17 protein-coding genes and 3 pseudogenes are annotated in these 19,741 nt (G+C 71.8%); 11 read left to right on the top strand and 9 right to left on the bottom strand.

Going from position 1 to position 19,741, the window contains the following annotated elements:
* Positions 1–30 precede the first annotated feature (30 nt).
* On the bottom strand, positions 31–1,239 hold the full coding sequence (locus ACZ55A_RS06995) for a GDSL-type esterase/lipase family protein (protein ID WP_468835458.1): 1,209 nt from the start codon (positions 1,237–1,239) through the stop codon (positions 31–33).
* A gap of 315 nt (positions 1,240–1,554) precedes the next feature.
* On the opposite strand from ACZ55A_RS06995, the pseudogene ACZ55A_RS06990 reads away from it, so the two are divergent.
* Together ACZ55A_RS06990 and ACZ55A_RS06985 are read left to right on the top strand one after the other, a co-directional pair.
* Positions 1,555–2,988, top strand: a pseudogene (locus ACZ55A_RS06990) (DUF4158 domain-containing protein); the annotation flags it as partial.
* Positions 2,987–3,498 (top strand): annotated as a pseudogene (locus ACZ55A_RS06985) (Tn3 family transposase); the annotation flags it as partial. The pseudogenes ACZ55A_RS06990 and ACZ55A_RS06985, both read left to right, overlap by 2 nt.
* A 135-nt stretch (positions 3,499–3,633) precedes the next feature.
* On the opposite strand, the gene ACZ55A_RS06980 reads toward ACZ55A_RS06985, so the two are convergent.
* Together ACZ55A_RS06980 and ACZ55A_RS06975 are read right to left on the bottom strand one after the other, a co-directional pair.
* Positions 3,634–4,536, bottom strand: a complete 903-nt coding sequence (locus ACZ55A_RS06980) for an aminoglycoside phosphotransferase family protein (RefSeq protein ID WP_468835456.1) — start codon at positions 4,534–4,536, stop codon at positions 3,634–3,636.
* A 55-nt stretch (positions 4,537–4,591) separates the two neighbouring features.
* Complete coding sequence (locus tag ACZ55A_RS06975; protein ID WP_468835454.1) at positions 4,592–5,332, bottom strand: class I SAM-dependent methyltransferase; 741 nt, start codon at positions 5,330–5,332, stop codon at positions 4,592–4,594.
* 254 nt (positions 5,333–5,586) lie between these two features.
* Between ACZ55A_RS06975 and ACZ55A_RS06970 the strand changes: the two genes are divergently transcribed.
* Entirely contained in the window at positions 5,587–6,375 is a 789-nt protein-coding gene (locus tag ACZ55A_RS06970) for a recombinase family protein (protein WP_468835452.1), read from the top strand.
* A gap of 139 nt (positions 6,376–6,514) precedes the next feature.
* Complete coding sequence (locus ACZ55A_RS06965) at positions 6,515–7,114, top strand: NUDIX domain-containing protein (protein ID WP_468835449.1); 600 nt, start codon at positions 6,515–6,517, stop codon at positions 7,112–7,114.
* Here the strand turns inward: ACZ55A_RS06965 and ACZ55A_RS06960 are convergent.
* From ACZ55A_RS06960 to ACZ55A_RS06940, 5 genes are all read right to left on the bottom strand, one after another.
* Positions 7,008–7,739, bottom strand: a complete 732-nt coding sequence (locus ACZ55A_RS06960; RefSeq protein ID WP_468835446.1) for a hypothetical protein — start codon at positions 7,737–7,739, stop codon at positions 7,008–7,010. The genes ACZ55A_RS06965 and ACZ55A_RS06960 overlap by 107 nt on opposite strands.
* A gap of 65 nt (positions 7,740–7,804) precedes the next feature.
* On the bottom strand, positions 7,805–9,208 hold the full coding sequence (locus ACZ55A_RS06955) for a hypothetical protein (RefSeq protein ID WP_468835443.1): 1,404 nt from the start codon (positions 9,206–9,208) through the stop codon (positions 7,805–7,807).
* 131 nt (positions 9,209–9,339) lie between these two features.
* Positions 9,340–10,014 carry a LutC/YkgG family protein gene (locus ACZ55A_RS06950; RefSeq protein WP_468835440.1) on the bottom strand — a complete coding sequence of 225 codons (675 nt, stop codon included), beginning with the start codon at positions 10,012–10,014 and terminating at the stop codon, positions 9,340–9,342.
* A complete protein-coding gene (locus ACZ55A_RS06945; protein WP_468835437.1) occupies positions 10,011–11,510 on the bottom strand; it encodes a LutB/LldF family L-lactate oxidation iron-sulfur protein in 1,500 nt (499 codons plus the stop codon). The genes ACZ55A_RS06950 and ACZ55A_RS06945 overlap by 4 nt, the downstream gene beginning before the upstream one ends.
* The gene (locus ACZ55A_RS06940) at positions 11,507–12,259 is read right to left on the bottom strand and encodes a (Fe-S)-binding protein (protein WP_468835433.1); all 753 of its coding nucleotides are present in this window, start codon (positions 12,257–12,259) and stop codon (positions 11,507–11,509) included. Before ACZ55A_RS06940 ends, ACZ55A_RS06945 begins: the two co-directional genes overlap by 4 nt.
* Before the next feature lie 148 nt (positions 12,260–12,407).
* On the opposite strand from ACZ55A_RS06940, the gene ACZ55A_RS06935 reads away from it, so the two are divergent.
* The 7 genes from ACZ55A_RS06935 (at position 12,408) to ACZ55A_RS06905 (ending at position 19,182) form a co-directional block, all read left to right on the top strand.
* Positions 12,408–13,751 carry an MFS transporter gene (locus tag ACZ55A_RS06935; RefSeq protein WP_468835430.1) on the top strand — a complete coding sequence of 448 codons (1,344 nt, stop codon included), beginning with the start codon at positions 12,408–12,410 and terminating at the stop codon, positions 13,749–13,751.
* A gap of 350 nt (positions 13,752–14,101) precedes the next feature.
* Positions 14,102–14,239, top strand: a complete 138-nt coding sequence (locus ACZ55A_RS06930) for a hypothetical protein (protein ID WP_468835427.1) — start codon at positions 14,102–14,104, stop codon at positions 14,237–14,239.
* 193 nt (positions 14,240–14,432) lie between these two features.
* A complete protein-coding gene (locus ACZ55A_RS06925) occupies positions 14,433–15,215 on the top strand; it encodes an MHYT domain-containing protein (RefSeq protein ID WP_468835424.1) in 783 nt (260 codons plus the stop codon).
* Between the two features lie 15 nt (positions 15,216–15,230).
* Entirely contained in the window at positions 15,231–17,807 is a 2,577-nt protein-coding gene (locus tag ACZ55A_RS06920; protein ID WP_468835421.1) for a sensor histidine kinase, read from the top strand.
* On the top strand, positions 17,804–18,217 hold the full coding sequence (locus ACZ55A_RS06915; RefSeq protein WP_468835418.1) for a roadblock/LC7 domain-containing protein: 414 nt from the start codon (positions 17,804–17,806) through the stop codon (positions 18,215–18,217). The genes ACZ55A_RS06920 and ACZ55A_RS06915 overlap by 4 nt, the downstream gene beginning before the upstream one ends.
* 10 nt (positions 18,218–18,227) lie before the next feature.
* Complete coding sequence (locus tag ACZ55A_RS06910; RefSeq protein WP_468835415.1) at positions 18,228–18,608, top strand: DUF742 domain-containing protein; 381 nt, start codon at positions 18,228–18,230, stop codon at positions 18,606–18,608.
* Positions 18,589–19,182 (top strand): GTP-binding protein, encoded by a 594-nt coding sequence (locus ACZ55A_RS06905; protein ID WP_468835412.1) that lies wholly within the window; start codon positions 18,589–18,591, stop codon positions 19,180–19,182. Before ACZ55A_RS06910 ends, ACZ55A_RS06905 begins: the two co-directional genes overlap by 20 nt.
* Positions 19,183–19,252: 70 nt before the next feature.
* Here the strand turns inward: ACZ55A_RS06905 and ACZ55A_RS06900 are convergent.
* Positions 19,253–19,387 (bottom strand): annotated as a pseudogene (locus ACZ55A_RS06900) (pyridine nucleotide-disulfide oxidoreductase); the annotation flags it as partial.
* Between the last annotated feature and the right edge of the window lie 354 nt (positions 19,388–19,741).

Below are 19,741 nucleotides of genomic sequence, written 5' to 3'. Positions count from 1 at the left end.
GGCGGCCGCCGCACCCACTCCTCCGCCGTCTCACAGGGCGGCGGGATCGATCGCGGCGGCCATTGCGCGATAGCCCTCGTCATGGGGGTGCTTGTGGTCGCCGCTGTCGTAGGCGGGGGCGAGCGCCTCCGGGTCGTCCGGGTCGGCCAGCGCGGCGGCGAAGTCGGCCACCGCGTCGAACGCGCCCGAGGTCCGTATCCAGTCGTTGACGGCCCGGCGCTTCGCCTCGGCGGCCGGCGTGTGGTACTCCGACCCCTTGAACGGCAGGATCGTCCCCCCGGTGATCCGCACCCCCGCGGCGCGCGCCCTCCCGGTCAACTCCCGGTACCCGGCGAGGAGCTCGGCGACCGAACGGTCCGGGTTCGGCTGGTACGTCGGCAGATCGATCTCGCTGAACCCGATGTCGTTGAGGCCCACCAGGACGACCACGGAGCGTACGCCCGGCTGGTCGAGGACATCGCGCCGGAAGCGGGCGCCGGCCCGCTCGCCGAACCACGCCGAGTCGCCGAGCAGCAGATTGCCCCCGATGCCCAGATTGAGCACCGGGCGCGGAGTGCCCCGGGCAGCCAGCCGCTCGGCGAGCGCATCGGAGTAGCGCCGATTGCCGTCGACGGTCGAGGCGAACCCGTCGGTGAGGGAATCGCCGAAGACCACCACCGTGTCGCGCCGCGCCGGGCCACTGTCCGCCAGCTCGACGGCGGCGAGGTGGTACCAGGACACCGTGCTCTCGCCGAAGGCCGCCGGACCGGCCGCCATGAGCTGATCGCCCGCCGCGCGGTAGGCGGTGGCGAAGGCCTGGGCGTGGAAGGTCGCCGGTCCCGTCGGCCGAGCGAAGTACAGCGACACGGTGAGCGCGTCGAAGGGCGCCACGCGGACCTCGGCGGCGTCGCTGTAGACCTCCCCGCCCGCCGGGATACGGAAGGACGGGGCGCCGCCGAAGGTGAGCCGGCGCACCGTGCCGGCCCGCACCGCTGCCCCCTGGTCCGTACGGGCGAGGGTGGCGCCGGACACCTCCAGCGGGGCGGTCCCGTACCGGTTGGAGAGCCTGATCCGGGCCGAGGTGCCCGCGCCGGTGACCCGTACGACCTGGCGCACGGTCTGGTCCGCGAACCCTTCCCGAGCCCAGTTCTTGTGGAAGCCCTCGCTGGGGCGCTGCATCGCCGCCGCCCAACCCGCGTTCCAGGCCGGGCCGTTGTGGTCAAAGGTGCTGCTGAAGCCGGTGCTGACGTTGCTGTTCATGGCAGCGAGTCTGCCGACGCACGCGAGGGCCACCCAGACCTCTGGGCTTCGTACGCCTCGGCTGCCTACGCATACCGGGGTCACCCTCGCCGGGCGTCGACGATGCTGCGGTACTGGCCGACGAAGGCGGCGGTGCGCCGGTCCCAGTAGTGAGGGACGTCCGGCGGCTGACATCGGGCATGAGTGGTTGCGGTACAGAAAGTGCCGCTGAGATTGATCATGGTCGGCTAGCACACCGCCTGAGGGCTTCGCATGTGTTCGTGGAAGGCCCGCCGCCGGGTGGGCCCTGGGGCTGGCTACGGTCCGGCTGCGTCGGTGGAGTTTCTGACTGACGAACAGGCCGAGGCGTACGGGACCTTTGCCGAGGTTCCGACACGTCCTGAGCTGGAGCGCTTCTTCTTCCTCGACGATGACGACCGGGACCTGATTGCGCTGCGTCGTTCGGACGGGCACCGGTTGGGCATGGCGGTGCAGATCGGGACGGTCCGCTACATCGGCCGATTCCTGGGGGATGATCCGCTGGCGGTGCCGTGGGAGGTCGTGGAGTACCTGGCCGGGCAGCTCGGCATCGAGGACACGTCGTGCGTGAAGCGGTATGCCGAGCGTCGGAGAACGCCGTACGAGCACGCGCGGGAGATCCAGGAGCGGTTCAGCTACCGGGACTTCAACGACCGCAGGTGGGGCCGGGAGTTCCGCAGTTTCCTGTACGGGCGGGCGTGGACGCACGCCGAGGGACCGGTGGCGCTGTTCAACCACGCGGTGACGTGGCTGCGCCGGCACCGTGTGCTGCTGCCGGGCGTCTCGGTACTGGCCCGGCAGGTGTCCGAGGCCCGTACGGCGGCCGAGCGGCGCCTGTACGAGGCGGTGGCACGGGCCACAGACCGGGCCGATCCCACGCTTGCGCAAGCGCTGGCGGTACCGCTGGACGTGCCGGAGGGCAAGCGGGTCTCGGAGCTGGAGCGGCTGCGCACCCCGCCGGTGAAGACGACGGGTACCGCGATGGTGCGGACCATGGAACGGGTCGAGGAGATCTCCGCCTTCGGCCTGGGGCGCGTGAACCTCTCCCGGGTGCCAGTGAACCGGCTGTCCACGCTGGCCCAGCACGGGCAACTGAGCAAGGCGCAGACAATCGAGCGGGCACCGGAGCCGCGCCGGACCGCGCTGCTGACGGCGGTGGTGCGCCAGCTGGAGGCGCAGGCGGTCGACGACGCCCTCGACCTGTTCGCGCTGCTGATGGCGACCCGGCTGATCAGCCCCGCCCGCCGGGCGTCGGACCGGGACCGGTTGGCGATGCTGCCGCAGCTGGAGAAGGCGGCCCGCGTCTTGGCGAAGGCGTCGAAGATCCTCACGGAGGAGCTGGACCTGGTCGCCGCAGCGGGCACGGACCCGGACGTCGCCGCGCTGTGGGCGGCGGTGGAGGAGGCCGTCCCGCGTTCGGCGGTGGCCGGGGCGGTCGCAACCGTGGAGGCCCTGGTGCCGGAGGAGGACGGGTCGGCCGAGGCGGCGATGCGGGAGAAGCTCGCGCTGCGCTACAACACCGTGCGCCCGTTCCTGTCGCTGCTGGGCGAGTCGGATGCGCTGGACGCCGCCCCGGCAGATCGGCGCCTCCTCAAGGCGGTGCGCCGTCTGCCCGCGCTCTCGCGCCGCCGGGTGAAGGACCGGCCGCTGCTGCCCCGCGAGGTCGACGCCGAGCTGGTGCCGGCGATGTGGAAGCGGGCGGTGTTCTCCAACGCCAAGCTGCCGCAAGGTCCGCGCTTACGACCTGCTGCGGATGTTCGGCCGTGAGGGCCACCCCACCCCGCTGGGGCAGGCGTTCGCCGAGTACGGCCGCATCGACAAGACCATGCACCTGCTCGCCTGGCCGACCCGGTCGACGATACCTACCGGCGGCTGATGAACCGGCAGCTGACCGTGCAGGAGTCCCGCCACCGCCTCGCCCGCGCGATCTGTCACGGCGGCCGGGGCCAGATCCGCCAGGCGTACCGCGACGGGCAGGAGGACCAGTTGGCCAGTCTGGGGCTCGTCCTCAACGCCGTGGTCCTGTGGAACCCCCGCTACTTGGATGCCGCCGTCGCCCAGCTCCGCGCCGAGGGCCACGACATCAAGGACGAGGACGTCGCCCGGCTCTCCCCGCTCAAGGACCGGCATATCAACTTCCTGGGCCGCTACCTGTTCAACATCAAGGCCAGCTGCCCCGGCCAGGGTCTGCGTCCCGTTCGGGATCCGGACGCCATCGAGGACGACGAGGACGAGGACTGATCCCGCGCACCCGACCCGTTAGGCGGTTCGTCTGTTCGTCTCCACGGGGAGGGCATCGTGAGCGACGCGAGAGCGACGTCGCGGCAGTTCCGGCAGTTCCGGCAGCGAGTATCGATGAGGATCGTCGCTGCGTGCCTACATCAAACCGCCTCTCAGAACACGATCGAGAGCTGCCCGGCCTGCGGGTCCCCATGTCGGCTTGCCGCCAGGAAGGCCCCGGTCTCCGTTCTGGCCCATCAGCATGAGAAACAGGCTCTTCAGGGCGGCCAGCCCGCGGGCGCGCCGGATCGTCCCCTCGTCTGCCTGCGCGTATGCGTCGAAGAAGCGTGAGGTGGCGCCCGCGGGAAGGATGACCCATGCGGCGGCGAGGTCCCACGCCGGATCGCCGGCGAACATGTCACCGAAGTCGATCACGCCCGAGAGCGTCCCGTCCGAGACGACGACGTTCGCGGGATGCAGGTCGCCGTGCACCCACAGCGGCGGGCCCTCCCACTCGGGCGCCGCGACGGCGTCGTCCCAGACGGCTCGGACCTCGTCGGCGAGGTCGTCGGGGACGACGGCGTGGAAGAAGTGGTCGAAGCCGTCCGTGCACTTCTTTGGGTGGTCGCCGCGGTCCTCACTGATTGGCGCGTCTTCGGGCGCCACCACGTGGAGCGCGGTGAGGAAGGCCGCCAGTGTGTCGGCCGCATGGTCGCCGCGGCTGATGGAGGTGTAGTCCAGTGGCTCGCCGGGGACCCACGTCATGATGGTCCAGGGCTTCGGGAAGCGCGCGGACGGTTCGCCGATCCGTACGGGGTTGGGGACCGGGAGCGGCAGGCGCGGGGCCAGGACGGGCAGCCACCGGCACTCCTTGCGCAGGAGGTCCGGGGCACCTCCTGTACGCGGCATGCGCACGGCCAACCCGTCCCCAAGGCGCCACATTTGGTTGCCCCACCCACCCACCACCTCGCGGATGGCCAGCCCCGCGAGGTCAGGATGCTGCTCCCGCAGCAGGTCACGGACCAGGTCCGCGGTGATCTCGATCTCGACGTCGCTCATGCGACGCCACAGTACCGGTGCGCCGGTACAGGATCCGCTGGTGATCCGCGACCTGTCAGCCACCCGAACCGGTGGCCAACGGCGGCACCTCGACGACGAAGAACAGGAAGTTGGGACTGGTCGAAAGGTCCTGGAAGCTGTCCGGGAACAGCTCACGGGCGGCCGGGTCGGGCTGCGGCTCGCTGAGGACGCAAAGACGGAAACCGGCGGTCGTGAAGGCATCGGTCATCGCGTGCAACGGCCTGCGCCAGAACTCCATCGGGACGGACTGCCCGTTGAGTGTCCAGTCGAAGGTGTAGCTGGTGGTCGCGTGGTAGTCGGGCCGGGGATCCCGGTGCTCGTAGGCCACGAAGGGGTGGCCCATCGACGCGATCAGCCGGCCGCCGGGCCGAAGCACCCGCCGGAACTCGGCCAGCGTCGGTCCCCAGTCCTCCAGGTAGTGCAGGACCAGTGACGCGACCACGTCGTCGAACACACCGTCATCGAACGGCAGCGGGTCGCCCAGGTCGACCACGTGCAGGGCCACGTCGTCGCCGAGTCGCCGCCTCGCTAGCGCCAGCATCCCGGCGCTGGAGTCGATGCCGGTGACGACGGCGCCGCGCTCGCGCAGCGCGGCGGACAGCGGGCCCGAGCCGCAGCCGGCGTCCAGGATCCGACGGCTGGTCACGTCCCCTGCGAGGGCCAGCATCGCCGGCCGCTCGTAGTACGCGTTCACGAGGCTGTTGTCGGACTCCGCGGAGAACATCTCGGCGAAGCTGTCGTAGTCGTTGGCCTGGTTCCGATCCGCGGGCTTCATCGTCGAAGCCTAGTAGTCACCTGATCCGCCGGGCAGGCCCCCACACCCACCAGCCACTCATCCTTCACCGCGCGAGATCACACGCGTCCGGCCGCCGCCTGACCGCCCCTCGCCCCTTCAAAAAACCTTCGTGTTCTGAAGATCGCTCTGCGGGGCCGCCCGGAGCCCGCAGGGCCTTCAAAAACCCCTTCAAAAACCCCTTCAAAAACCTGGGTCATTCAACAACCCGAGACCACCGTTTTCTGACATGGACCATGACCGCCCTCGAACCGGCCGACGGGCCGGACCTCCTCGTCGCCGAACCGCTCGTCCGCATCGAAATCAAGATCGGATACGCCCGGGTCTCGACCGGCGGACAGAAGCTCGAACGACAGCTCGACGCACTCACCGCCGCAGGGTGCCGGAAGGTCTTCGCGGACAAGAAGTCCGGCAAAGAACGCGCTCCGCCCGGAGTTGAAGGCGTGCCACGCCTTCCTCGACGCCGGCGACACCCTCGTGGTCCCCTCACTCGACCGCTACGGCTCCAGGACCTCATCAACATGGTCGCCGAACTCCGTGACCGCGGAATCGGCTTCACCTCGCTACACGAGAACCTCGACACCACCACCCCCGGTGGCCGGTTCGTCTTCCGCGTCTTCGCCGCCCTCGCGGAGTTCATCCGCGAACTCATCGTCATCGGCACCAACGAGGGCCTGGCCGCCGCCCGCGCCCGCGGCCGGGTCGGCGGACGCCCCACCGTCGCCACCGAGGAAGTCATCAAAGCCGCCCGCGACCTGCTGCCCGACCCCGGCCGCTCGATCACCTCGATCGCCAAACTCCTCGGCGTCTCCCCGGGCACCCTCTACAACCACATCCCCGACCTGCGGGATCTGCGTGCCGGAGCCGTGCCCCGGCAGCTCGAAGCCCCCGCGAAGAGCCCAGCCTCAGCAAGATCAATCTCAGCGGCACTTTCTGTACCGCAACTACTCGCGCCCGGACATCCTGTGCGGCCATTCGACATCTCCGAACGGATCGCAACAGGAAGCGGCAGCATCGAACAATAGGCGCGCCCAATACAAGCCCCCCGCACGCCACTTCACCCATTCCCGTAGCCGCACGCCCCCTCCGCCGCGCAGAGACCGCCGGTACGGTGGACGTCCGCCACGGGCCTGCCGCCCGTCCCTTCGGATTGCGAGATGTCCGATGACACAACCCGCAGCCCACCACCTGTATCTGGCCGCGGCGGTAGTGGTGCACAACGGTCGAGTGCTGATCGTGCGCCGCAGCTACCGCGAGCGCTTTCTGCCCGGCGCGTGGGGCGTGCCGTGCGGCAAGCTGGACCGCGGGGAGGCCGCCGAAAGCGCCGCCCTGCGGGAGCTGAAGGAGGAGACCGGACTCCTCGGCAGCATCGTCGCGCACACCGGTTCGGCCGGCTTCCTGAGCGACTATCAAGGCCGTCGCGTCCACAACCACCAGGAGAACTTCCTGGTCCGCCCGCTGACCCTGGACGTCGTGCTGCCCAGCCCGGACCAGGCCTTCCTCTGGGCCCGGCCGGGCGAACTGGCAGGCGTCGGGGTCGACGCCCACAATCTCGGGGTGATCCGTCAGGCCTTCGGCGGGCGGCTGGAAGCGGCCGGACTGCGCACGGTCATGGCCCGCTTCGGGCACGCCGGACAGGCTCTGGCGCCGGGCCCGTTCAGTACCCCAAAGAACGGGCCAGCGCGTCGAGTCGGGCCAGATACGCGGCCGGCGCCAGCGGAGTCTTGGGCGGCGGAGCCGCGTGCCCGGCGGCGCCGTCCCTGACCGCACCCGCGCTCCCGGCCGCACCGCTCCTGACATAGACATCGGTCACCGAGCGCTGCGGGGCGGTCTCCAGGAACAGCGTCACCGCCGGCTCCTCGCTCACGACCCGGTGCAGCGTACGGGCGTCCAGACCGTAGCTCCGCCCGGCGCCGTACCGCTCCGTACGCAGCAGCCGCAGCCGCGCTTCCCCGACGGGCCGCAGCCGCCAGGCGCCGCCGGGGCCGTCGATCGTCTCCCGGTAGGCGAGCGCGGGCACACCGTCCGCGGCCGGTTCATAGCACTCCATCCGCACCTGCCCACGCACCACGGCCGAGGCGATGACACAGCGGTGGTTGTGGATGTCCTCGGACACCGCTGCGGTACCGCCGTGCCATAAATGGACCCGCAGCATGAACCAGGGCCCGCCCGGCAGCAGCAACAGCTTGTCGAAGCCCAGCACATGGCGGTACGAGAGCCGGGTGCACTCCGGGAGATCCGGCTCGCCGGCGGATAATCGGCGCACGAGCGGACCGAGCGCGCCGGGCCGCGCCAGCCGGGCCACCGCCTCCCGCGCCACCTCGGGGGAGGGCGGACGCGGCCCGCCCAGCCGTTCCGCCAGCAGCCGCCGGGCCTGCTCGACCTGCATCCCGCCTCCCGTTCCCCGGCGCCGCCGACCCCCGGCGGGCCCCGGTCCTCCACACCTGGCCGGTCTCACGGCCGGTGGACCATCAGCGCATGCCGCCGCAGCACCGACAGCCCCTGATACGCCATCCACACCGGACAGCCCATGGGCCCGTCGTCCCACCGCCACACCCCGCCCTGCTGCACCCCCCGCACCCGCGCCACCGCGGCGGTCAGCTGCGCCTCCCACACCGCCGGCCCGGGACCGTCCGCCGCCACCCGTGGCGCACCGTCCGTCATCAGCGCACGAGCCACCCACGCCGCCGCGAAGTGCCGTACCGACAGCAGCTCCTGATGCAGCGGATCCTCCTGCCCGGGCCGCCGGACCTCCTCCTGGCAGTTCTCCAGATCCGACGCGCCGCCCGACGGCGACACCGCGCCCGCCAGCAGCCAGCGCACCCCCTCCTCGCGCACCGCCCGCTGCCGGGCGTCCTCGCCCAGCACCCGGGCCGCCCGGTCCAGCGCCACCACCGCACGCGCGGTGTGCACCGCGGACGGCGCCGGATTGCCGAGCCCGGTGGCCAGCGCCGCGCCCCAGCACCGGTGATGGCCGCGCGCCGGGTCGGCCGTCGCGCCGTTGACCAGCACCTCGCGCAGTCTGCCCAGCACCGGAGAGCCGGGCGCCGCCCGCAGCAGCCCGCGCAGCACATTCGTCACCACATACGTGTTGGCCAGCCCCGGGGCATCATGAGCAGGGTCCAACAGCGCCTCGCAGGAGTGTATTTCGGCCTCCAGCAGCCGTGGATCGGCGCCCGCCCGCGCCAGCGCGCCCAGCACGATCGCGGTCACCTCGGGACGCGCCCCGCTGCCCTGCGAGCGGGCCGCCCACCCGCCGCCCGGCAGCCGCAGCCGCCAGAGCGTCTCGGCGACCTCACCGGCACGTATGCGGCCGTCGTACGGTGCGATGTCGAGCAGCAGATGCAGCCCGTAGGCCGTCCCGAACGCCGTCGGATGCACCGGAGGACCGCTCTCCGCGAGGGAGTGCGGCCAGCCGCTGAGCGGACCGCGCCCGGGCACCTCGATCACCGACAGACCGCGCCGCAGCGCCTCGTACGTGCCGTCCATCAGCTCGGGCAGCGACGGCGAACCGGCCGGGGGCAGCCCGGCGGGGCCCGGCGGCGGCGCTCCCAGTGCGGCCGCGGCGCGGGCCCGCAGCAGCGCCGCCGCCAGCCACACCACCGCGCCGACCCCGGCACCGGCCGTCGCCGCCACGCAGTAGCGCGCCGCCTCGCCCGCCAGATTCTGCGGCAGGATGCCCACCAGCGTCTGGAACACCGCGAAAGCCGCGGCCGGTACGCCCAGCCGTCCCAGCCAGGTCAGCAACCGGGACGGAGCGGAGGCCGGCCCGGCGGCGGACGGCGGCCCGGGATCCGGCGCGGACACGCGGCCGGCCGCGCCGGACGCCGCCGGCGGTAACTCCTGCCGTAACACCATCTGCTGCCTCCCCCCGGGGCGCGCACCTCCGCACCGCCCGTGCGAAGGACATCCCGATCAGTGTAGGAATCCCCACTGACAGCGGGGTCGCACACCTGTCGCAGCGCCTGGCCGGCCAGCGAGGCCCGGTCTCAGCCCGGATCCCTGGACGCCGTCAGCAGGATCACCTCCAGCGTCCGCGGCCCGTGCACCCCCTCCACCCGGTCGAGTTCGATGTCACTGGTGGCGGACGGCCCGGAGATCCAGGTCAGCGGACGCTCCGGAGCCAGCCGCGGCAGCGCCTCGGGAACCGAGCCGACGACCTGGTCAGGGACGCGGACGACACAGACGTGATGGTCGGGTACCAGCGTGATCCGGCGCCTGCCCTGATCGGGGCCGGCGTCCAGGACCAGGGTGCCGGTCTCCGCGACGGCCACCGCGCAGCCCGTCACCACACTGTCCACCGCATCGAGTTCGCCGGGCGTGACCGAAGCCCGGTCCTCCACGCGGGTGCGGCCGGAGCCGGCCGGGAAGACGCCGTCCAGCCAGGACGCCTCCAGCCCCGGCGGCACCACCACCCTCCGGGCCCCGCGCTCGGCGAGCAGCCGGGAGAGCAGCGCCGGCAGCCCGTCGGCAGTGTTGCGGTGCACGATCGCCCGGTACTCCGCGAGGTTCTCCGCGAGCAGTTCGACGGTCTGCGCGGCCGTACGGGAGCCGTGCACCCGCCGGTAGTCGCGTACCACCGCAGGCTCGTCCGCCCCGGTGCCGCGCGGGACGTCCGCCAGCGCCCGGCGCACCCGCGCCAACACCACATCCCTGCTGCTCACTCGGCATCACCCCGCTGACCGGACGGCTCGGACGACTCCCCGCGGGTGCGCTGCCACCAGTCGCGGAAGGACTCGGCCGGCACCGTCGGCAGCGCCCGGGTCCGCGTCCATGCGCGTCCCGGCCCCGGCAGTCGCCGCGGATGCAACCTACGGGTCAGGGCCGCCCCTCGCATCCCGAGGCGAAGTGCCCCGGGGTGGTCGAACGCCCAGGCCGCCGCCCGCATCGCGGCCCGTTCCGCGGCGTGCCCCTTGGCCGGTTTGACGACGGTACGCGTGCCGTTCCGGGTGACCGGCCCGCCCTGCACCACCCGCTCCCGCAGATGCACCAGCACCTCGGGAATGTCGATGGCCACCGGGCACACCTCGTAGCACGCCCCGCACAGCGACGAGGCGTAGGGCAAAGACTCCTCCAACGGGCCCTGCAATCCACGGAGTTGAGGAGTGAGGATGGCGCCGATCGGGCCGGGGTAGGGCGAGCCGTAGGCATGCCCGCCGGCCCGTTCGTACACCGGGCAGACGTTCAGACACGCGGAGCAGCGGATACAGCGCAGCGCCTGCCGCCCCACCGTGTCGGCGAGGGTGTCGCTCCGCCCGTTGTCGAGCAGCACGAGGTGGAAGGTCTCCGGCCCGTCCCCGTCCGTCGTGCCCGTCCAGGTCGAGGTGTACGGGTTCATCCGCTCGGCGGTGGACGAGCGCGGCAGCAACTGGAGGAAGATCTCCAGGTCCTGCCAGGTCGGCACCACCTTCTCGATGCCGACCACGGAGATCAGCGTCTCGGGCAGGGTCAGACACATCCGCCCGTTGCCCTCGGACTCGACGACGACCAGCGTGCCGGTCTCGGCGACCATGAAGTTGGCGCCGGAGATCCCCACCTTCGCCGAGAGGAACTTCTCCCGCAGATGCAGCCGGGCCGCCTCGGCCAGTTCGGCGGGGGAGTCGGACAGCCCTTCAGGTGCCGGTCGGCCCCAACGTCCCATCTCCCGGCGGAAGATGTCCCGGATCTCGGAGCGGTTGCGGTGGATGGCCGGGACCAGGATGTGCGACGGCAGATCGTCACCGAGCTGCACGATCAGCTCGGCCAGATCCGTCTCGTAGGCGCGGATACCGGCCTCGGCCAGCGCCTCGTTCAGGCCGATCTCCTGCGTCGCCATCGACTTGACCTTGACGACCTCCCGCTCGCCGGTCTCCCGCACCAGCGCGGTGACGATCGCGTTGGCCTCCTCGGCGTCCGCCGCCCAGTGGACCTGCCCGCCCGCCGCGGTGACCGCCGCCTCCAGCTGCTCCAGATAGTGGTCGAGACGGTGCAGCGTACGGTCCTTGACGGCGGCGCCGGCCGTCCGCAGCTGTGCCCAGTCGTCGAGCTCGGCGACGGCCCTGGCCCGCTTGTCGCGGATGGTGTGGGTGGCGTGGGTGAGGTTGGCGCGCAGCTGGGTGTCACGGGTCGCGGCATCGGCGGCCCGGGGGAACGCCGGCATGCCCAGGTAGGTGCCGCTCACCACTCGCTCCCTTCCGTACTGGCCAGGATCTCGGCGATATGGACCGGGCGGACCGTCGAACCCTGCCGGGTGAGGGTGCCGCCGATGTGCAGCAGACAGGAGTTGTCGACGGTACAGACCGCCTCGGCGCCGGTGGCGGTGATGTGCCGGACCTTGTCGGCGCCCATCGCCGCGGAGACCGCCGGGTTCTTCACCGCGAAGGTGCCGCCGAAACCGCAGCACTCCTCGGCGCCCGGCAGCTCCCGCAGCTCAAGTCCCTTGACGTGCTGGAGCAGCCGCCGCGGCCGGTCGCCCAGGCCCAGCATCCGCAGTCCGTGACAGGTGGGGTGGTAGGTGACGGTGTGCGGGTAATACGCGCCGACATCCGCCACCTTCAGCACGTCCACCAGGAACTCGGTCAGCTCGTAGGTCTTGGGCACCGCGAGCGCCGCCGCATCGGCCAGCGCCCGGCCACGCCCCTCCGCCGCCGCCTTCGCCCCGATCCGCGGGTAGTTGTCGCGCACCATCGCCGCGCATGAACCGGACGGGGTGACCACATAGTCGTAGTCCCGGAACGCCCGGTCGAAGCGGCGCACCAGCGGCTCGGTCGCCTGCCGGTAGCCGGTGTTGAACTGCGGCTGACCGCAGCAGCTCTGCTCGGCGGGGAAGCCGACCGTCACCCCCAGCCGCTCCAGCAGCGCCACCACGGCCTGCCCCGTACGCGGATGGAGCAGGTCGTTGATACAGGTGACGAACAGTGCTACGCGCACGCTGCCCTCTCCTTCCGGCCGCCGCGGCCTGTCCGGCCCTGATCCGCCGAGGGGCCCTGGCGGCCGTCCGCCTCCGCGGTACATGATCGCCTGACGGCTCATCCTGCCCCAGCAGCAGGACCAGGAGAAGAACCGGGAGCTCACCACCATGCCGAGTGCCGAACACATAACCGAGGGCCGGACACCCGACGGTGCCCGTCCGCCGTCGCGGCTGCGGCAGCTGGCCGCCGCCTCCATCGGCAACGCCGTCGAGTGGTACGACTGGTACGCGTACTCCTTCCTCGCGGTCTACTTCGGCGAGCAGATCTTCCCCGAGGGCGCCGGCAACTCGCTGGTGCCGCTGCTGTCGACCTTCGCGGTCTTCGCGGTCGGCTTCTTCATGCGCCCTGTCGGCGGACTCTTGATGGGCGCGGTCGCCGACCGGCGCGGCCGGCGGACGGCACTGACCCTGACCATCCTGTTGATGGGCGGCGGCAGCCTGCTGGTCGCGCTCACCCCCACCTACGCGGCCACCGGGGTGCTCGCGCCGATCGTGCTGGTCATCGCCCGCCTGGTGCAGGGCCTGTCGGTGGGCGGTGAGTTCGCGGCCTCCACGACCTTCCTGGTCGAATCGGCCGGACCCGGCAGGCGCGGACTGTTCTCCAGCTTCCAGTACGTCTCCACGACCGTCGGCCAGCTGCTGGCCTCGGGCACCGCGGCGCTGCTCGCCGCGCTCCTGTCCGACCGGCAGATGGATCAGTGGGGCTGGCGTATCGCGTTCCTGATCGGCGCGCTCCTGAGTCTGCTGGGACTGTGGATACGGCGCGGGGCGCAGGAGACCCTTCCGCACGCTCTCAACTTCTCGCCCAAGCTCTCGGCCCCAAGCGCCGAGCAGCGGGCCGACGGGCGCCCCGGTGTCTTCGAGGCGCTGCGCCGCCACCCCCGCCAGTCCCTGCTGATCTGCGGCATCACCGCCGGCGGCACCCTCGCCTACTACACCTGGACGACCTACCTGCCCACCTACGCGCAGGTCAACGCGGGCTTCGACAAGGGCGATGCGCTCACCGTCGGCACCCTCTCGCTCGCCTTCTTCGCCCTGCTCCAACCGCTCGGCGGGATGCTCTCGGACCGTATCGGCCGCAAACCGCTGCTGCTCGGCTTCTCCCTGGGCTTCGCGGTCCTCGCGGTACCGCTGCTCCACCTCGTCACCGACGCGTTCTTCTCGCTGCTGCTGGTGCAGTGCGCGGGCATGGTGCTGCTCACCGGGTACACCGCGGTCGCCGCGGCGGTGAACGCCGAGGTGTTCCCCGCGCGGGTGCGCGCCGCCGGTATCGGCTTCCCGTACTCGCTCACCGTCGCCCTCTTCGGCGGGACCGCGCCGTACGTCGGCACCTGGTTCAAGCAGGCCGGTCACGCCGACCTCTTCCCCTGGTACGTGGCCGCGCTCTGCCTCGTCTCCTTCCTCGTCTATCTGACCCTGCCGGAGACCTCCCGGCAGGAGCTGGAGAAGTAGGGGCCCGTACACAGGCGAAGCGCCGTCCTTCCCGGGACAGGGAGGGACGGCGCTCCGGTGCGAAGCCCGTCAGACGAGCCAGCCCAGGAATTCCACGAGGCTGGCAAGCAGGCCGGTGAGGACGTTCATCTGGCTTCTCCTTGTGCAGGTATGAGTGGGACCAACTCTCCGGCCCAGCAGGGGATGTCGACCGGATGCGCCGTAACGGTCTGCAGCACGTCGCTTGCGCCCCGTAAGCATCGCGTGGTCCAGACGGCCCCGCATACCCCTTTCGAGTTACGTCACCCGTTCGTGTAGATGCTCGCTCTGACGTTCGCTCTCCGCGTGGATTCCGTGGCGAAGTGTCCCGTATGTACGCTGATTCCCTTTCACGGATGCGTGGTTGGGCAAATACCGGCATGGCGGGCGCGAGCTTCGTGACCTTTCTCATTGCCGATCTTATTGCCGAAATTCCGGGCGGCCGTTATCCGCCCGGAATTGACGCGTAATCAGGAGTGTCAGGTGCCGGGCAATGACGGACATTTGGACAGCGGTTTCTGCACGGAACTCACCGGTAGTGCGACGCTGTGTGCACCCCTTCCGCATTCCTGCCCGAATCGATCTCCGTATGCGCACGAGTTTCACAAGACGATCACGTGTTAGCGTCCGTCGCCGCGAACCGAAAACGCGAAAGGAAACTCCGTGGGCCATATGCACCACTTCAGCGCCGGCTGGGTGTCCCCGGTCCTCGCCTATGCGATGGCGTGCGTGGGTTCCGCCCTCGGACTGCGCTGCACCGTAAGGGCGCTGGCCGCCGAAGGCCGCTCGCGCCGCAATTGGCTGCTGACCGCCTCCGTCGCCATCGGCTCCGGCATCTGGACCATGCACTTCATCGCGATGCTCGGATTCGGTGTCACCGGCACCCCGATCCGCTACGACGTCCCGCTGACCGTGCTCAGCCTGCTGGTCGCCATGGTGGTCGTCGGCGCCGGCGTCTTCACCGTCGGCCACGGCTCCGCCCGGCTGCGCTCCCTGCTGCTCGGCGGCCTCGGCACCGGCGTCGGGGTCGCGGCCATGCACTACCTGGGCATGGCCGCCATGCGTCTGCACGGCCGGGTGGCCTTCGACCCGGCCCTGGTCGCCCTCTCCGTCGCGATCGCCGCCGGTGCGGCAACGGCCGCCCTGTGGGCCGCCCTTCATGTGCGCGGTGCGGCCGGCGCCGCCCTGGCCTCCCTGGTGATGGGGCTCGCCGTCAGCAGCATGCACTACACCGGAATGGCCGCCGTACGCATTCGACTCGCCCCCTCCAGGGCGCCGTTGGCGGGCGCCACCCCCATGGAATTCATATTTCCACTGACCGTCGTGCTCGGCTCTTTTCTCTTCCTCACCGTGGCCTTTGTCGCATTGTCGCCGACCGCCCGGGAGCGTGCCGCAGCCGCCTCCGCAGAATCCCTGCGCGAGGCCGAACTCCCCACTTCTGCCTGACCCCTTGAGGAATTCATGCACGTACGACAGAACCCGGGGCATTCCGGTACCGACGAGGGCGCACCGCCGCCCGGTGACGGATCCGGCCAGACACTTTCCGACAGCTCCGCACCAGGCACCAAGTCCGAGGCACAAAAAGGGAATTACCGCTACCGCCCGCGGCTGATGCCCCGCTCGGTACGCTCGAAGATCGTCGCACTGCTGATGGTCCCCGTGGTCTCCCTGATCGCCCTGTGGGGCTTCGCCACGGTCACCTCCGCGCGCAGCGTCGCCGACCTCGACCGGCTCAAGGAGATCGACACCACGCTGCTGGTCCCGGTCGGTGACTTCATCGCCGCCGTACAGGACGAACGGGCCGCCGCGGCGCGCGCCCTCGCCGCCCCGAGCGACGGACGGCAGCAGACGCTGCGCGACCGCCGACGGGCCACCGACGCCGCCGCGACCGCCCTCAGGGACGGCGTCAACGCGGGCAGCGCCGACGCGGCGAGCGTGAACCCCGATCTGCCCGGCCGGATCGACCGGCTGATCCACGACGCGGACGGACTCTCCGCGCTCCGCGCGGCCCGCACCGACGCCAAGGACGCCCCCGACAGCACCACCGCCGGCTACACCGCCATCGTCGAACACGGCCTCGCCACCGCCGGCGCCCTGACCGGCCTGCCGCACCCACCCGGCTCCTCCGAGCTCCGCGTCGTGCTGGAGCTCGCCAGAGCGCGGGAGGCGATCGCCCGCGAGGACACGGTGCTCGGCGCCGCGCAGGCCGCCGGCCGGATGTCGCCCGACCAGCTCGACGCCTTCACCGGAGCCGTGCACACCCAGCGCGCGCTGTTCGATGCCGCGGTCGACGACCTCCAGCCCGGCGACGCCGCGGCCTACCGCCGGATCCTCAACGGCCCGGCGTACCGCGGCCTCCGCGTCGCCGAGGACGCCGTACGGGCCGCGGGCCCCGGCACCTCCGGCGCCACCGCCGTCCCCGCCACCCGATGGCGCACGACGAACGGCACGGTCCTGCACGAACTGCGTACGGCCCAGCGGGCGGCGGCCCTCGTACCGGCCCGTGACGCCGCCCCGCTCTCCCTCAACACCCTTGGCGGATCCGGTATCGCCGTCGTCCTGGGCCTGGCCGGCGTCCTGCTCTCGCTGCTCATCTCCGTCAAGATCGGCCGCCGGCTCGTCGTCGAGCTGGAGGAGCTGCGCAACTCCGCGCTCCGGGTCGCCGGCCGTGAACTGCCCGAGTCGATGCGCCGGCTGTACGCGGGCAAGCCCGTCGACATCGATGCCGTCGCACCGCGCGATGCCGACCGGGCCCTCGGCAAGGACGAAGTGGGCCAGGTCGGCGAGGCCCTGGTGGCGGTGCACCGCGCCGCTCTCAAGGCCGCCGCCGACCGCGCCGCGGCGCTCAGCGGCATCTCCGGGGTGTATGTCAGCCTCGCCCGGCGCAGCCAGCTGCTGCTGCACCGTCAGCTCGCCCTGCTGGACACCATGGAACGCCGTACCGAGGACCCGGCCGAACTGGAGGACCTCTTCCGGCTCGACCACCTCACCACCCGCATGCGACGGCACGCCGAGAGCCTGATCATCCTCTCCGGTGCCGCGCCCGGCCGCGGCTGGCGGCACCCGGTACCGCTGCTGGACGTGGTGCGGGCCGCGGTCGCCGAGGTCGAGGACTTCCCGCGGGTCGAGGTGCCCGCCGTCGCCGATGCCCGGCTGACCGGCGGCGCGGTCGCCGACGTCACCCACCTGCTGGCCGAACTGGTCGAGAACGCGGTGATGTTCTCGCCCCCGCACACCAAGGTGCAGGTGCGCGCCCAGCGGGTGGGCGCGGGCATCGCCCTGGAGATCGAGGACCGCGGGCTCGGCATGGGCAAGGAGGCGCTGGACGAGGCCAACCGCCGGATCGCGGACGCCGATGAGATCGATCTGCTGGACACCGAACAGCTCGGCCTCTTCGTGGTCAACCGGCTCGCCCACCGCCAGCACGTCCAGGTGACGCTGCGGCCCTCGGTGTACGGCGGCGTCACGGCCGTGGTGCTGCTGCCCGAGGCCCTGCTGGCCGACGGGGAGGGCGAGCATCCGGACGCCGGGGGAGCGGCCGGGATGACCTCGCTGTACCACCGCCGGCGGCCCGCCGAGGCACGGGCCCTCGAAGCCGCGGCCGTCCGGCGCACCGCGCTCCCGCCGGCCCCGGACCGCGCCGCGGAGGCCGCGCCACAACCCGCCCCCGCCCCCGTAACCGAAGCCGCCCCGCCCCTCCCACCGGAGCCCGCCATGCCGGCCCCAGCCGTACCGGACCCGGCCGTACCGGACCCCGCGACACCCAACGCACCAGAGCCCGACACCGCCCTGCCCCGCCGGGTGCGGCAGGCCCACCTCGCGCCGGCGCTGCGGCAGACCCCGCCGCAGCGGCCCGAGTGGGTCCCCCGTACCGACGGCACCCCCGCGCCGCGCCGCTCCCCGGAGCAGGCCCGCGCCACCATGGCGTCCCTGCGCGCCGGGTGGACCCGAGGCCGCGACGCCACCGCCCGGCCGCAGGACGGTGCGCCTCCGCATCCGTCCCGCGGAGAAGAGAACCGAGGAGAACAGCCACGATGACCGCCGACCAGCACGCGCACCTCTCCGGTGAACTCAACTGGCTTCTCGACGACTTGGTATCCCGGATACTGGAGATCCGCTGCGCCGTGGTCCTCTCCGGTGACGGCCTCGCCGTCGGTACGTCCTCCGGGCTGACCCGCGACGACAGTGAGCGGTTCGCCGCCATTGCCTCCGGCTTCCACAGCCTCGCCAAGGGCGCCGGCCGGCACTTCGCGGCCGGCCAGGTCATCCAGACCATGGTCGAGCTGGAGGGCGGTTTCCTCTTCGTCGTGGCGGCCGGTGACGGATCGTGCCTGGGTGTCTTCGGCGACGCCGAGGCCGATGTCGGCCTGGTCGCCTACGAGATGGCCCGGCTCGTCAAGCGGGTCGGGGAACACCTCGGCACGCCCGAGCGGGCAGGAGCGGAATGAGGGGCCGCCCATGACCGACTCCACCCCGCACTGGTACGACGACGAGGCGGGGCCGATGGTCCGGCTCTACGCGATGACCGCGGGGCGGGCCCGGCCGAGCAGCGCGGCCTTCGAGCTGATGGCCGTGGTGCAGGCGGAGGCCCGCCCCGACGACGGCGACCTCCCCGTGCTCTCGCCCGAACAGCACGCCATCCTCCGGCTGTGCGGTGACCGCCCCCGTCCGGTGGCCGAGATCGCCTCCGACTCCGGACTGCCGCTCGGCGTGGTCCGCGTACTGCTGAGCGATCTCCTCGCGGCGGGGCTGATCCGCGTCAACCGCCCCGTACCACCTGCCCAGTTGCCCGATGCGCACGTTCTCAAGGAAGTGATCGATGGACTCCGCGCGCTCTGACTCCGTGCGTTCCGGCTCCTTCATGGCCCTCAAGATCCTGGTGGCCGGAGGGTTCGGCGTCGGCAAGACGACACTGGTCGGGTCGGTCAGCGAGATCCGCCCGCTCAGCACGGAGGAGCGGCTCACCGAGGCCGGCCGTCCGGTCGACCGGCTCGACGGGGTCCAGCACAAGACCACCACCACCGTGGCGATGGACTTCGGCCGGATCACCCTCCACGACGACCTCGCGCTGTACCTGTTCGGCACGCCCGGCCAGGACCGGTTCTGGTTCCTGTGGGACGAGCTGGCGCAGGGCGCGCTCGGTGCGGTGGTGCTCGCCGACACCCGTCGGCTGGCCGACTGCTTCTCGGCCATCGACTACTTCGAGCACCGCGGCATCCCGTTCCTCGTGGCCGTCAACTGCTTCGACGGCGCCCGCGCCCACCAGGCCGACGCGGTGGCCCGCGCCCTGGACCTCGACCCCGACACCCCCGTACTGCTGTGTGACGCCCGCGACCGGGCGTCCTGCAAGGAGGTGCTGATCGGTCTCGTCGAGCATGCGGCGTCGTCGTACGAGGCGCGGCTGCACGGCTGAATTACTGGGCGGCGGCCACCGGTTCGCGCGCCGGCAGCCGCTGGATCTCCCGTACCGCGGCCCGGCCCGCACTCACCGCACTCCGCGGCGGCAGCCCCTGCCGTACCCGCTCCTCGACGAGGGAGACGGCCGCCCGCCCCTCCTCCTCGCCGAAGGGCCCCTCACGGAAGACGTGCGGCCGGCGCGTCCCCCAGGTCGTGGCCGCCCGGCCGGCCGGCTGCCGACGCCGCGCGCGGCGACCAAGCCCGCTTCCGTCGCGAGCAGGCGGCCCGTTGGGAAGAGCGGCGGCTGACGGCCTACGCCGACTACACCAGGTCGCGGAAGAAGAGTGTCACCCTGGCATACCGGGTCGCGGCGCACCTCGGCAACGACCCTCACCCGCGCCCCTTGTCACCCGATCGTCACCCGAGGAAGCGGCGCCTCATCCGGCCGAAGGCTTCCTGCGAGACCAGACCCATAGCCCGGAAACCTGGTCAACCATGCTCAAGCGCCAACACGCCGCACGTGAGGGGTACTACGCTGCCGTCCGACGTGACGTTGCGCTCCCACCTGGCCATTC

Source organism: Streptomyces sp. NPDC034111, from assembly GCF_055575375.1.
This window is presented reverse-complemented; position numbering and strand designations above follow the sequence as displayed.